The sequence below is a fragment of the Segatella copri genome (genome assembly GCF_026015625.1).
Lineage (GTDB): Bacteria > Bacteroidota > Bacteroidia > Bacteroidales > Bacteroidaceae > Prevotella > Prevotella copri_H.
The window spans coordinates 2,342,352-2,355,136 of sequence record NZ_JAPDVG010000001.1; the positions used below are offsets into that span (position 1 = coordinate 2,342,352).

The 12,785-nt window shown below is 41.0% G+C and carries 10 protein-coding genes and 2 pseudogenes; 7 read left to right on the forward strand and 5 right to left on the reverse strand.

Features of this window, described 5'->3' with window-relative positions:
• Nucleotides 1-16: 16 nt before the first annotated feature.
• Both ONT19_RS10045 and ONT19_RS10050 read right to left on the reverse strand, forming a co-directional pair.
• On the reverse strand, nucleotides 17-1,525 hold the full coding sequence (locus tag ONT19_RS10045) for a RagB/SusD family nutrient uptake outer membrane protein (RefSeq protein ID WP_264952541.1): 1,509 nt from the start codon (nucleotides 1,523-1,525) through the stop codon (nucleotides 17-19).
• A gap of 15 nt (nucleotides 1,526-1,540) precedes the next feature.
• Nucleotides 1,541-4,666 (reverse strand): SusC/RagA family TonB-linked outer membrane protein, encoded by a 3,126-nt coding sequence (locus tag ONT19_RS10050; RefSeq protein WP_264901373.1) that lies wholly within the window; start codon nucleotides 4,664-4,666, stop codon nucleotides 1,541-1,543.
• A gap of 325 nt (nucleotides 4,667-4,991) precedes the next feature.
• Here ONT19_RS10050 and ONT19_RS10055 point away from each other — a divergent pair, with 325 nt between their 5' ends.
• The 6 genes and pseudogenes from ONT19_RS10055 to ONT19_RS10085 all read left to right on the forward strand — a co-directional run bounded on the left by ONT19_RS10055 (nucleotide 4,992) and on the right by ONT19_RS10085 (nucleotide 9,759).
• Nucleotides 4,992-5,681 (forward strand): FadR/GntR family transcriptional regulator, encoded by a 690-nt coding sequence (locus ONT19_RS10055; RefSeq protein WP_264952540.1) that lies wholly within the window; start codon nucleotides 4,992-4,994, stop codon nucleotides 5,679-5,681.
• Between the two features lie 208 nt (nucleotides 5,682-5,889).
• Nucleotides 5,890-6,591, forward strand: coding sequence for a hypothetical protein (locus ONT19_RS10060; protein ID WP_233338427.1), 702 nt, complete (start codon nucleotides 5,890-5,892; stop codon nucleotides 6,589-6,591).
• Between the two features lie 369 nt (nucleotides 6,592-6,960).
• Nucleotides 6,961-7,131: pseudogene (locus ONT19_RS10070) on the forward strand (IS982 family transposase); the annotation flags it as partial.
• Nucleotides 7,132-7,529: 398 nt separating this feature from the next.
• Nucleotides 7,530-7,928, forward strand: coding sequence for an A1S_2505 family phage non-structural protein (locus tag ONT19_RS10075; RefSeq protein ID WP_264952539.1), 399 nt, complete (start codon nucleotides 7,530-7,532; stop codon nucleotides 7,926-7,928).
• 22 nt (nucleotides 7,929-7,950) lie between these two features.
• Nucleotides 7,951-8,136, forward strand: coding sequence for a hypothetical protein (locus tag ONT19_RS10080; RefSeq protein WP_264952538.1), 186 nt, complete (start codon nucleotides 7,951-7,953; stop codon nucleotides 8,134-8,136).
• A gap of 1,338 nt (nucleotides 8,137-9,474) precedes the next feature.
• Nucleotides 9,475-9,759: a hypothetical protein gene (locus tag ONT19_RS10085; RefSeq protein ID WP_264952537.1), complete on the forward strand. Its 285-nt coding sequence runs from the start codon at nucleotides 9,475-9,477 to the stop codon at nucleotides 9,757-9,759.
• A gap of 96 nt (nucleotides 9,760-9,855) precedes the next feature.
• On the opposite strand, the gene ONT19_RS10090 is transcribed toward ONT19_RS10085, so the two are convergent.
• From ONT19_RS10090 to ONT19_RS10100, 3 genes are all read right to left on the reverse strand, one after another.
• A complete protein-coding gene (locus tag ONT19_RS10090) occupies nucleotides 9,856-10,209 on the reverse strand; it encodes a hypothetical protein (RefSeq protein ID WP_264952536.1) in 354 nt (117 codons plus the stop codon).
• Nucleotides 10,206-10,661, reverse strand: coding sequence for a hypothetical protein (locus tag ONT19_RS10095; RefSeq protein ID WP_264952535.1), 456 nt, complete (start codon nucleotides 10,659-10,661; stop codon nucleotides 10,206-10,208). The genes ONT19_RS10090 and ONT19_RS10095 overlap by 4 nt, the downstream gene beginning before the upstream one ends.
• Before the next feature lie 363 nt (nucleotides 10,662-11,024).
• Nucleotides 11,025-11,648, reverse strand: coding sequence for a vWA domain-containing protein (locus ONT19_RS10100; RefSeq protein ID WP_264952534.1), 624 nt, complete (start codon nucleotides 11,646-11,648; stop codon nucleotides 11,025-11,027).
• 161 nt (nucleotides 11,649-11,809) lie between these two features.
• On the opposite strand from ONT19_RS10100, the pseudogene ONT19_RS10105 reads away from it, so the two are divergent.
• Nucleotides 11,810-12,778: pseudogene (locus ONT19_RS10105) on the forward strand (IS4 family transposase); the annotation flags it as partial.
• Between the last annotated feature and the right edge of the window lie 7 nt (nucleotides 12,779-12,785).

Below are 12,785 nucleotides of genomic sequence, written 5' to 3' on the forward strand. Positions count from 1 at the left end.
TTTTTATTCGTTAATATTAATAACCAGCATTCTGAGCTACATCAGGATTGATATTAGTCACAGAAACAGGGACAGGAAGATAGGTCTGCCAGTTGCTGATGGGGTTTACACGATAGGTATATCCAGCATAGAACGACTCGCTACTCAGATATTCGTTGATGGTCTCAGTGACAACATCCCAACGTTTCAGGTCGAACCAGCGCTGATTCTCGAAAGCCAACTCCAGACGGCGCTCATTGCGCACTGCCATACGGAAGTCATACTTGTTGCCTACTTGCTCTAAAGCATAAGGAGCAATACCAGCACGTTCTCTTATCATATTGACATATTTCAATGCCTCGGTAGATGGTCCTGCTGTCTCATTGAGCAATTCAGCATAGAGCAGCGCGATGTCGCCCACACGGATAATAGGCCAATCGCTCTCACCATCAAAATTTGTTGTCACAGGGTTGGTGTACTTGCAGCAGTAAGTAGCCTCCACCCATTGACCAGTCGTTGCATTGTAATATTTCTGAGCGATATTGACGTTGCGTCTTGTCTCGTCACCTTCCATAATATAGGCATTGATGAGATTGTCGCTTGGAGAGTTAAACCAGTTGGCTGTTCCTACGATGACGTTAGCTCCATTGTTGATAGGTGCAAAGAGATTGCCGAAAGGTGAGCCCAAACCTATTTTGCCAGAGAGGTATCTCACAGCAAAGATAATCTCCTTATTCATCTCGTTATTGATGTCAAAGACAGAGGCATAAGGTACTAAGTCGGCAGCAGTCTGTGGATTGCCCACCGTCTCGCTTCCCAACACATCCTTACACAAGTTGAGCGCCTGCTGATACTTCTCATCGCCCACTGCATAATGGGTGGCATAAACCTTAGCTAAGAGCGCCTTGGCTGCATTCATATCGGCTCTACCGAGAAGGGCGTCAGTCTGTTTGGCTGGCAGCAGCTGTTGGTCGACGATTGTCTCCAAGTCGCCCTCGATGAGCGCATAGACATCAGACACAGAAGAGCGCTGCATATTGCGAGCCACGTCAGACGGAGTCTTGCTGGTTACGATAAATACAGGTCCCCAAAGTCGCACGAGATTGAAGTACTCCAGCGCACGCAGGAATCGTGCCTCACCTTCATACATCTTCTTATTGGCTTCGTTCTTCACCACCTGCACACTGGCAAGTACATTGTTGGTTCTTGTGATGAGCGCATAGCATGCTTTCCAATAACTCTCCACCCACTCGTGCTCTGTGTTGATGACGCTTTGATCGAGCTGCTCTATCAGTTTGGTCGTGTTGGAGGAAGAGTTGTTATTGTACATTCTGGCATTATCAGAACGCAGTTCTGTCATCGCCCATTCGTAATACATCACGTCATGAAGACCATTATAGCATCCCATCACGAGATCGTTGACAGAGTTGTCTTCAGTCACATACTCGTCAGAAGCAACCTCCGAATAAGGATATTGGTCAAGGTTACATGAGGAGAAGCTGAGGGCTCCCACGATACCTAATATTGCAAATATTCTTGTTTTCATCTTGTTAGTTGTTTTTTAGAAGTTTACGTCAAATCCTACAGATATGGTTGATGTGAGAGGGAAACCTCCACGCTGATAACCATCTATCAGGGTGTTGGTGTAAGGTCCTGTCGTGAATCTTGACTCTGGGTTGATACCACGATAGTCGCCACTCCATATATACAGCAGGTTGTTGCCCGAGAGATAGAATCTCAAGTCGTTGAGATGCATTTTCTTGACAATGTCCTTTGGCATGGTGTAACCAATGGTAAGGTTGCGCAAGCAGGCATACGAAGCGTTCTGCAAAGGATAGTCGGTAAGCAAGAGGTTATGACCATTCTTCTCATAAGGAGTCTTGCCGTCACCTGGGTGCTCTGCACTAATCCAGCGGTTCTTAGCGTAGGCCTTGTTGTAACGTAAAGTTTCGTTATAGTACACGTCGCCATTGAAAACTGTAATACCCTGCACGCCCTGAATCAGGATAGAGAAGTCGAAATTCTTGTAGCGCAAGTTGTTGGTAAGACCCCATGTGAAGTCTGGATAAGGATTTCCGAGAGGCACACGGTCGTTAGCATCGAGTGTTCCACTGTTGTCAGTGTCTACGATGCGGAGTCCACCTGGAACATCGTCAGCAAAGTGTGGGTTAGCATCTATCTCCTCCTGAGAATTCCACACACCCTGGGTCTTATATCCATAATACTGGATAAGTGGTGAACCCACCTTAGCGATGTAGCACTCATTGCGCTCACCCTGGCTGATGATTTGGCTCTCTCCTCCGATTTCCAACAACTTATTGCGTGAAAGCGAGAAGTTAAAGTTGGTTTCCCAACTGAAGTTTCTATTGCGAATATTGTGTGTATCAATCTGAATCTCCACACCCTTATTGCTCACCCTTCCGATGTTGTTCCAATAGTTGGAATAACCTGTAAACGACTGAGTAGGCTGTGCAAAGAGCAATGCCTTGGTCTCAGAATAGTAAGCATCGAGCGACAAGTTGATGCGATTTCTGAAAAGACCTAAGTCGAAACCAAAGTTAAACTCATTGGTCTTCTCCCAAGTAATGTTAGAGTTTGCCAAAGTAGAAGATGTATTAGCCATACCATTCACCAAACTTCCATTGCCTGCGCCCAAAGCGTAATTGGCAGAGTTGAGCACCTCTAAGGCTGCCTGATAAGAAATCTGATTGTTACCTGTCATACCATAAGAGGCACGCAACTTCAGATTAGAAATAGCTTCAATAGACTTCATGAAGGCTTCTTCGCTGACACGCCAACCCAAAGATATAGAAGGGAACCAAGCGTTGCGATTGCCCTTAGCGAAGAGCGATGAACGGTCAAGGCGCAAAGATGCTGACATCAAATAGCGACTCAAATAACTATAGTTGATACGACCTAAATAAGATTCTAAAACGACGTCTGGATAACGGAAGGTTCCAGTACCAGCCTTATCGCCATTGTCCGATGTAGCCAACTCGAAGATAGTAGCTGCATTCAGGGTCTTGATGTTGTCGGTAGCAAAACCTGAGGCTGTCTCTGCCACGCGCTGTACACGTGTACGCTCTGCTGTATAGCCCAAGAGGGCATCAATGCTATGCTGCTTCTGACTTCCCAAGTTGAGGTGATAAGAAAGGGTATTCTCTGTCAACAAGTCGATGTATAAGTTGCTGAAATAAGTAGCACGGCTGGCTTCACCATCCTTGGTTGCATTCTTATTATCATAAGTATAAGAAGGTGAGAAGCGCACATTAAAACCATTAGAAGTCTTAAAGGTCAATCCCTTAGCCAATTCTACCGTCAGATACAAGTTGCCCAATCCCTGGAAATCTTCACTCCAACGCATGGTGTTGGCCATCACGCTGCATGGATTGTTGTTGGAAGAAGAGAAAGGTGAGGTTCGCTCTGTCAAAGGATTGCCTTCTTCGTCTACCTCGCCTGTTGGGGTTTCTATATTATTGAAGTGGCTACCACGAGCAAAACCACTATAGCCAGTAAGTGCTGTTGTGATGTCGTTGTGATAAACAGGCAGGAATGATGGTGTGCGATAGAAGTCGATAAAGTTGTTGCGAGGACGCTCTGCACGCTTGTAAGTACCAGAGAAATTGACACCGAAGCCCACACTCTTAGATAAGCGTGTGTCTAACTTGGCGCGGAAGTTCACCTTGTCGAGTGTATTGGAACGCATGATACCCTGATCCTTCATATAAGCAGCCGACACAAAATACTTAGTGTCCTTCTTGCCACCAGATACGCTAAACTGCACATTGGTCATTGAAGCCACATCGTTAAGACCCTCCTTCTGCCAGTCGGTAGCACCATACAACGACTCCAGATAAGCCGCACTACGTGCCTGAGACATAACAGGGCGTCCACCTAACGCTTCTTCTTGCTGCATCAAGTTAAACCAATCGGTAGAGGTCATCATGTCGTGCAACTGGTAAGCATACTTGAAACCCTGATAGAAATTGAACTTATACTTAGGTTGTTCGGGAGTACCTTGCTTCGTGGTGATAAGAATAACACCATTGGCTGCACGTGAACCATAGATGGCTGCAGAAGCAGCATCTTTCAGAATCTCTACAGACTTAATGTCGGAAGCATTTACCTGCGACAAACCACCCTTTACAGGGAATCCATCAATAATCACTAATGGAGAACTCTCGGCTGAGATAGAACCTGTACCGCGCACACGAATAGAAGGTGTAACACCCACCTCGGAAGTCTCATTGCTCACGGTAAGACCTGTCATCATACCCTGTAACGCCTGAGTGACATCGCTAACAGGAGCTTTGGTCAACGAGCCACCATCCAGTTTGGAAATAGAACCCGTAAGGTGAGATTTCTGCTGTACGCCATAACCGATCACCACTGTTTCGTCCAGCTGTGTGTCGTTCATCTCTAATCTTACATCGATTTTCTTTCTGTCACCAACCGTTACCATTTGATCAGTGTAACCAATATAAGAAAAAACAAGAACAGTCTTCTTGCTTTTCACCTCTATGGAATATTTACCATCCATATCGGTAATAGTGCCAGCAGTGTTACCTGCATCACCTTTCACAGCAACAGTAGCACCTACTAAAGGTCCTTCTGTATCAGTGACGGTACCATGTATCACTATCTGAGCATTGACAGCAGCACTAAGACATAGTGCTATCATTGTCATCAATAAGTTTGTTTTTAAAAGTCTCATAGGCTTTCTTTTTAAGAATTATAGATATTTTAGTTTCTATGCGCAAAGATAATGCAAATCGAATGCAGAATCATCAAGCTCGCTTGAATGTTATGCTGAGATGCTGCTTATCGTCTGCAAAGATAATACTTAAATATGATAAACAAAACTTTTTGGTATACCAATTATATTAGTTTAACGTTTCGTTATTTTTTTCTTGCCTTTATGTGAATTATCGTTAATTCGATTCCGGTTTCATGAAATATACAGAATAATTATGTACCTTTGCGCTAAAATACAAGTAAAGCAGAATATGTCTATGAAACAAGAAATCAACCATTCACCAGTCGACAGAGTAGTAGACTACATCAAAACTCAGATTGCAGAGAAACAAGTCAACCCTGGCGACCGCTTGCCTTCTGAAAGAAAGCTATCAGAGCTCCTGAAAGTAGGAAGACCGCACATCAGAGCAGCACTACAAAAGCTTGAAACTTATGGTGTTGTAGAAACAAGACCACAGAGCGGAACCATCGTAACCGAATTTTCTAAAAGTCAAATTGACAATCTATTCAACGAAACTCTGAAGGTTGACAAGTACGATTTTTATAGTCTTGTACACGTGCGCGTACTATTAGAAATAGATGCCTGCACCCTTGCAGCCACCAACTGCACAAGCGAAGACATCGACAAAGTGGAAAAGGCACTCAGAGAGTTGGAGGACTGCCAAGATCCTAAGAAAAGGATCGAGAAGGATTTTGCATTCCATCACGCCATAGCTTGCAGTAGCCATAACCCCGTATTGGCTTCTCTACTGCTTATCATCACACCAGACATCATGAAGTTCTATCATAAATATAGATTCTGCTCCGTGCCTGAGCGACAGGTAATCACAGAACACAGAGACTATATTGCTAAGATGAAAGCACGCGATACAGAAGGCATGAGAGAGTTGGTACTAAGCCACTTAGCTAATCAGATAAACTTTGCTAAGTCACAAAGAAAAGACTGAACAAACACCTGACAGCACCCTGACAATCGGGGTGCTGTTTTGGCTTCATAACCTATTATAATAAAAGCACAATTGGCTATATTGGTATATTAATTAATTATAATTAAACCATAATACACTTAAATATTATTAAACGTTAATTGGTTTACCAATTTTTTTGTTTATATTTGCACCGTTTTTAGTTACCAAAAATAAAATATAAACGATTATGAAACATTTATTATCATTAATGACCGTATGCTTGCTCTCACTCAGTGCGCAAGCACAAAAAACATGGGACTTTTTAGACCTGAGTGAATCTATCCCTCTCATCGAGGCAGATGACATTAACTGGAATGTTGACAAGTATCAAACAAATACCACTGATGTCCCTATACAGTGGAGCAACAAAATCGCCTTTACTGAATGGAGCACCTTGAAAGCCAATGGCGAAGAGATTCCAGCAACCAAAGGGCTTATGTTTATTGGAGGTGAAGGCAAATTGCTTTTCTCTATCAGCAGCAAGAACAAAAACTATTTTAAGCTGAACAATAATAAAGCTAAAATCAAGATTTGCAACCTCAAGAAGGGGCAGAAGCTCACTATCGTGGGGCTGAGCGGAAGTAAGACCGAAGCTCGTACTTTTACAGCAGAAGAAAACCTCAAGGTGACAAGCGGTATGGAGCCCACAGTAGAAGAACAAACCAGCGAAGCTGAAGTGATAAACGACGGCGACATCGTCATTGGCTGCACCAACGCCATGAACGTCTATTCTATCAGCCTCAGCGCAGCCGACGCCACGGGCATTGCGCAGACAACTATCAGCAAGCCATCAGGCAACGATAAGTTTTACACGCTCGACGGCAAGCAAGTGAAACCCTCACACAAAGGCATCATCATTGCCAATGGAAAGAAATACACCAATAAATAATTAACTAACATACATTTATTCTACATCATGCCATCGAGCAACTCGATGGCATGGAGCATATCTTGCTCAAAAGTAGTATGGTCGAGCAGATAATGCGGAGTGCCATTAACCAACCATTAATAGAGCAAAGGATTCATTCTCTCTATATATTGGCTAATGGCATATTCTATATTATCACGCTGCGTATGACTATGAGAAAATTCATACACACGCAGCTTCTGATGAAAGAAGCAATAAGCCGACTCGATACTATCCTTACTAAAATTTACCCCCAGTTCGGGATAAGAAAAGTTCAATAAAAAGTTTGTAGTCTCACAAATATTTTGTATCTTTATAGGTAAAAATCAAACAGTTATAAAAATATTTGATATGACTACCGATTACAAAGTTACAGAATTATTTTGTATTATAGACGAGTTTTGCAAATATTTTGAAGCAGAAAACGCAGGAAATTTGCTGGAAGACAGCAGTGACATCAAGCGTAGAAGGCGTTCTGTCTCATTGTCAGACAGTGAAATCATGACAATCCTGTTGTATTTTATCCAAAAAATCGAGGATAAAAAATCTTAAAACATTCTTTATCCCCGATTAAATATCGTACCTTTGCAACCGAAAGAGTTCTTTGGGTGGTTATGCAAATCACAGCAAGATGCTACATTCTGTTTATTTCTAATTCGTAACCTCTTCTTTTTATGAGATAAAAACTTATCTCATTCTCATTCACTTGTAAAAAATACGTACTTTCGCATCAAAAAAGTATATATTTGCAATCGAATTGCGGATATCAAAAAGATATATCGATATGAAGAAAGAAAAGAATTTAGAAAGTTTATCGGATGATGAGATTCTGCAGGGCTTCAAGGATGCCGAGCATGATGGCTTCGAGAATATGCTATGAGGAAGCGGCTGAAGAAAATAACACATTAAATAATAGTAATATGGAAGATATGAAGAAGGGAAGAATCACTCCTAGCTGGATTGATTCATTAAAAGAGAACGAGATTTTTGTGTTTGGCAGCAATCTGGCTGGCATGCATGGTGGTGGAGCAGCCCGCATTGCCCGCCTGCATTTCGGTGCCGTCATGGGACAGGGCGTAGGCTTGCAGGGGCAGAGTTATGCCATCCCTACGATGCAGGGCGGCGTGGAAACCATCCGTCCATACGTGGAGGAATTCATTATCTTTACCCATCAGCATCCCGAGTTTCATTTCCTGGTAACCCCAATAGGTTGCGGCATCGCCGGCTTCGAAGTCGAAGACATCGCCCCATTGTTCAAGAAGGCAAAGGAGATGAAGAACATCAGCTTGCCGGAGAGTTTCTGGGAGGTGATAGAATAAAGTTATAGAGAATTAGCAGCTTATGTTAGGAGCAATAATAGGAGATATTGCTGGCTCAAAATATGAGTTCAACAATACGTTTGATTATGATTTCGAGATGTTCGGCGAAGCCCGATTCGGCATTCCGCAAGATATGAAAGAGAAGGCAGTCTCTTTTCTTCCGGATGAAATGAGAGAAATATCGGCTAGAATAAAGTGTAGCAACTAGGCTCAGCAAAGCTGCTGACTGCAGTCAGCAGACCTGCCGACTAGGCTCGGCAGACCTGCTGAGCCTAGTGGCAACTGCTGAGAAGGTATCTTCTGGAACCCGAGGAGTAATATCTTTTAACTCACGAAGACGCTTGCATCAACCTATAGAGTTGACTCCTTTATCCCATCGAGCCGACTCCGTCATCCAGTAGAACCGACTCATTCTACTAAATCAACCCTATCTACAAGCTTCTCCAGACAGTTAATCGCTTTGATACTGCTTATCAGAAATCGTGGTCACAATAGCACTCAGCTTCTGCATTTTCTCCACATTTATTTCCTGCACATAAAAGTTTTTTTTGTGAGAAAAGTATCAAAGTATCATTATTTAGAGAAAATAACATTCTAAACATCTGATACATTGCGACATACAAAAATGAGACTTTCGAAATATTTTACAGAAAAGTATCATCGAAGTATCATAAAATTGCAAGAAGTATCATAAATTTCGGCTTTGAGGTAAATTAAAAGGCTAAAAAGAAATATCTACTATTCCAGTTTTATAAAATTAATAGCGTCTACTTTTTCAGAATGTAAAGAATGTCAATACAAACTAGGAATAAGAGAAAAGATTGACAACCTGAATTAGGAATAAAAGCACATAAAGTGGTCTGTAAGAGACCAGTAAGCGGTCTGTAAGAGACCATCAAGTGGGCACTCAGGGACCAAGTGTCGGGCATTGAGAGAACAAGTAACGGGCACTCATTGCCCATATAATAGGCATCGAGTGCCCAAAGTATCGGACGACTTTGGGCACTTCTCGCAAGTCGGCGGCTTCGATATTATGCATGATGCTTTATGACGATTTTGTGATGGTTTTATGATGATTTGGTAATACTTCTATGGCAATTTCATGATACTTCTATCACATTCATGATACTTCGATGATACTTTTTGTAAAGTAATCCGAATAGTATCATTCTTGTATATTATTATATATCAGTTATTTATACCATTACTCAACCCAAAAGATGATACTTTGAGACTTTTTCCATAAAAAAAACTTTTTCCGTGTGCGTAAAAACTCGACGCTAAATCTAAAAAGAATCTGATATGATACCTTATAGATACCCCAAAAATTACGTCCCGATGTAGACTTTACTACATGGCGACGTAATCTTTCCTACGTCCCGACGCAGAGATTCCTACATCGCCATGTAATTTCAAGGACAACGGGAAATGAAAGATGTATTGAAACAATTTGCTGGTAAATGCGAAATAAAGCCCAAATAATTTGGTGTTATCGAAGAAAAACTATAACTTTGCCACCAATAGAATTTATCAAACAATATAATTTATGACAAACCATGATTTTTGGATGTCCATCAGCGACATAATCAATGAAGGATTTACATCTGAAGGTCTAGCAAAATTAGATGATTATGCAGAACAATTCAGTACTGGAAAGATCTTATATAAACGATTTTCACCGTCAGAGCAGCTTGGCTGCGTTAAAGGGGGAACAATACATGTTATTGCATCCTTACTCGCGGGAGCAGAAGTTGGCACAGATCAACTCTCTGCGCCAGAACACAGTTTCAAAAGAGAACAGCAACTTGGAAAGATCCAAGAAGAAAGTTGAATTTACAAAGAGAGTGTAAACTCAACTTTATCAATTTACTTTTATGTAACTTGGCACAGTTAGTTTACACTCTCATGAAAAACACCTGTTATTACTCTATTCCCATTTTTGAACATAATCTGTTGGAACATATAATGCAACACCATTATCAAAGCGAACCTGAGTTTTTAAGAAGCCAAGTTCCAAGACTTTACCCTGTTCACCCTCATTAACTGGAGCCGCCAATCCCAAAGAAACTAACTGTGCCATACCGACATCATCTTTAGCATTACAACACTTAATCACCTCATCATATGCGTCTTCAGAAACTGCTCCAAAACAACTATGAGTCATTTTACACATTTCTCCCACTTGTGGAGTATTACTACTTGACGAATCATCGGAACCTCCTGCTGCAAGAACAAATACTAAAAAAGTCAATAATGACAAAAGATACTTTAATTTTTTCATAATTTAAACGTATTAAGATAATAAAATATTAATATAGAACATATATAACAAATTAAATCATATATATCAAAGACACCAGGAACCAAATTAAAGATTTGGAGGATTTCAGAACCAATTGCAATCAAAGGAAGGGCACTATAAGAAATTATAGCAACTTTGCTCATTTCTGTGCCATATATAGTCTTTATTACAAGGAAATATGCAAAAAGCCACAACCCATCCGGCAAAGAGTATTTCACAAAATTGGGAATTCTATACGCACCAATATTTGAACGAAGATAATCAACATAATTATCGAGTCCCAAGATGTTAAACCAGTTAAACATATAGAGTGATTTCACACGATAAGACACATAAATAACTCCACCTACTATAAAAAACAATATAGCAAGTGCCATTCTCCATGAAGAAGAAATTTTATCAAGTATTGTCTTATCAGACTGTTGCTTCATACACATAAGAATTTATTAGCACATTCGATAGTTGATACTGCGAAGCCATCGTTCTCTACATCACCTACGGATACAAAACACGTGGACGAAACTTGTCCACATTGCAGCCGTAGGAAAAGCTGAGGAAAACGACAAGTAACGCCCACGCTATAGCGGACGCTTACTATCTGCCGGTATTCCTGCTTTTTATTGAAGTTTCCTACGTTCCAATGTGCATGACCGAATAGCAAACGCTAATTTAACCATCAAAAAAATAGAAGTCAATCTCATGCGAGAATTCATTCTGATTGCAAAAGTACAAAAACTTTCTGAATAATCAGCATTTACCATTCACTTTTTTCGTCAACTTTTTCTTTTTTATCTTTATTTCTCCTCAAAATAACTACCTGCTTCCATCTTGCAATCCATCGCACGGCACTTGTTGTAGCGCTCTCGGGCTCTGTTTTCTCTGGCAAACATCGCCTTGGTGCCAGCCTCATCTTCCGAGAACTGCAGATGATTGTCGATGCCCATACCATGAGCAATGTTCTCCACATCAAGATCATCGGTGCCGATAAAGGTAAAGGTCCAGTTCTGTTTCTTCAGCTTCTCTATGAGGTTCTTGATCATCTTCAGATCATACTCCTCGCTGCAATTCTCCTCACCATCCGTAATGATAGTCACCAACACGCTGTCATACTCGGTGGTCAGGGCGTTGATCTTGGCGATACCCATACCGATGGCATCATAAAGAGGGGTGCCGCCACATGGGTTGTAATCCCTGGATTTCAAAGGCTTAGCATGGCGGGCAGACACATTATCATAAAACAGATTCTTGTGGGTGCTGTCGAAGGTGATGAGCGTTACACGCTGCTCCATGTCCTTATGCGCCTTCTGCATTTTCTGAATCGTGGTCAGGGTCTCGTTGATGCCCACCAGTGCCTGGTGCTCGATAATACTCATGCTGCCACTCTCATCTACTACCAAAAGATTGAATACTCGTTTCATAACTTGTTTCTCCTATTTATTTTAATTGTTCAACACACTAGTGTCCCGTTAAAACGAGACGATTATTAAATAAGTTATTAATACTCAAAAGTTTACGGACTTTTTATAGTGTATTCGATTTGATTTTGTATCTTTGCACGCATATTTAAAATACGTGTGCGATGAACAAAGGCAAAACTATATTCTCTCAGATTATGTCACTTATACCAGAACGTGATTTCAAAACTTGTGTAGACCGTTATAAGGGAAACTACAGAGCAAGAAACTTCTCTTGCAAAGACCAATTCCTAGTAATGAGCTATGCTCAATTAACAGGTCGTGATAGTCTTCGAGATATAGAAAACTGCCTTACGGCACTCTCCTGCAAACTTTACCATTGTGGTATTAGTTATGCTGTACCACGTAATACTCTAGCAAAAGCTAACGAGAAGCGAGATTGGCATATCTATAAAGATTTTGCAGACGTTCTTTTGAAAAAAGTACGTCCTCTTTATGTCAAAGACAAGTTCAGATTAGACCTAGACAACATGGTATATGCTTTTGATAGCAGTACTATAAGTCTGTGTCTCAAATTATGTCCTTGGGCAAAGTATCGCAAAAACAAAGGTGGCATCAAAATGCACACATTAGTCGATTTGCGAGGAAATCTTCCAGTCTCAGTTTATTTGACTTCTGCATCGGTTAATGATGTAAAAGCTCTTGATGATCTCTACATAGAACCTTCTGCTATCTATTTGATGGACAGAGGATATGTAGATTTCAACAGACTCTTCAAGTTGATAACTAAGAAGAATGCATTCTTTGTTACTAGGGCAAAAGATAACATGCTTTTTGAAGTTGTATCAGAAGCCGAAGTTGACAAGAGTACTGGTATCATTTCTGATGAACGTATCAAATTAACAGGACTACATACTGCCAAATGGTATCCTGAAGAACTTAGAATGGTAACCTATGAGGACTATGCAACAAGTAAGGTGTATAGGTTTCTCACAAACAACATGGAATATGAAGCGCTTACCATATCTGAATTATATAGGGAAAGATGGAACGTGGAACTTTACTTTTATGACAAGAATAACATTATGAGAAGTGAATGGAAAAGTATTATTGAAGATCAGAACTTTAGGAGAATGCTTC

Excerpts from the sequence above, each read along its gene's own strand:
- ONT19_RS10045 (WP_264952541.1), bottom strand. The coding sequence starts at position 1,525 with ATGAAAACAAGAATATTTGCAATATTAGGTATCGTGGGAGCCCTCAGC.
- ONT19_RS10050 (WP_264901373.1), bottom strand. The coding sequence starts at position 4,666 with ATGACAATGATAGCACTATGTCTTAGTGCTGCTGTCAATGCTCAGATA.
- ONT19_RS10055 (WP_264952540.1), top strand. The coding sequence starts at position 4,992 with ATGAAACAAGAAATCAACCATTCACCAGTCGACAGAGTAGTAGACTAC.
- ONT19_RS10060 (WP_233338427.1), top strand. The coding sequence starts at position 5,890 with ATGAAACATTTATTATCATTAATGACCGTATGCTTGCTCTCACTCAGT.
- ONT19_RS10075 (WP_264952539.1), top strand. The coding sequence starts at position 7,530 with ATGGAAGATATGAAGAAGGGAAGAATCACTCCTAGCTGGATTGATTCA.
- ONT19_RS10080 (WP_264952538.1), top strand. The coding sequence starts at position 7,951 with ATGTTAGGAGCAATAATAGGAGATATTGCTGGCTCAAAATATGAGTTC.
- ONT19_RS10085 (WP_264952537.1), top strand. The coding sequence starts at position 9,475 with ATGACAAACCATGATTTTTGGATGTCCATCAGCGACATAATCAATGAA.
- ONT19_RS10090 (WP_264952536.1), bottom strand. The coding sequence starts at position 10,209 with ATGAAAAAATTAAAGTATCTTTTGTCATTATTGACTTTTTTAGTATTT.
- ONT19_RS10095 (WP_264952535.1), bottom strand. The coding sequence starts at position 10,661 with ATGAAGCAACAGTCTGATAAGACAATACTTGATAAAATTTCTTCTTCA.
- ONT19_RS10100 (WP_264952534.1), bottom strand. The coding sequence starts at position 11,648 with ATGAAACGAGTATTCAATCTTTTGGTAGTAGATGAGAGTGGCAGCATG.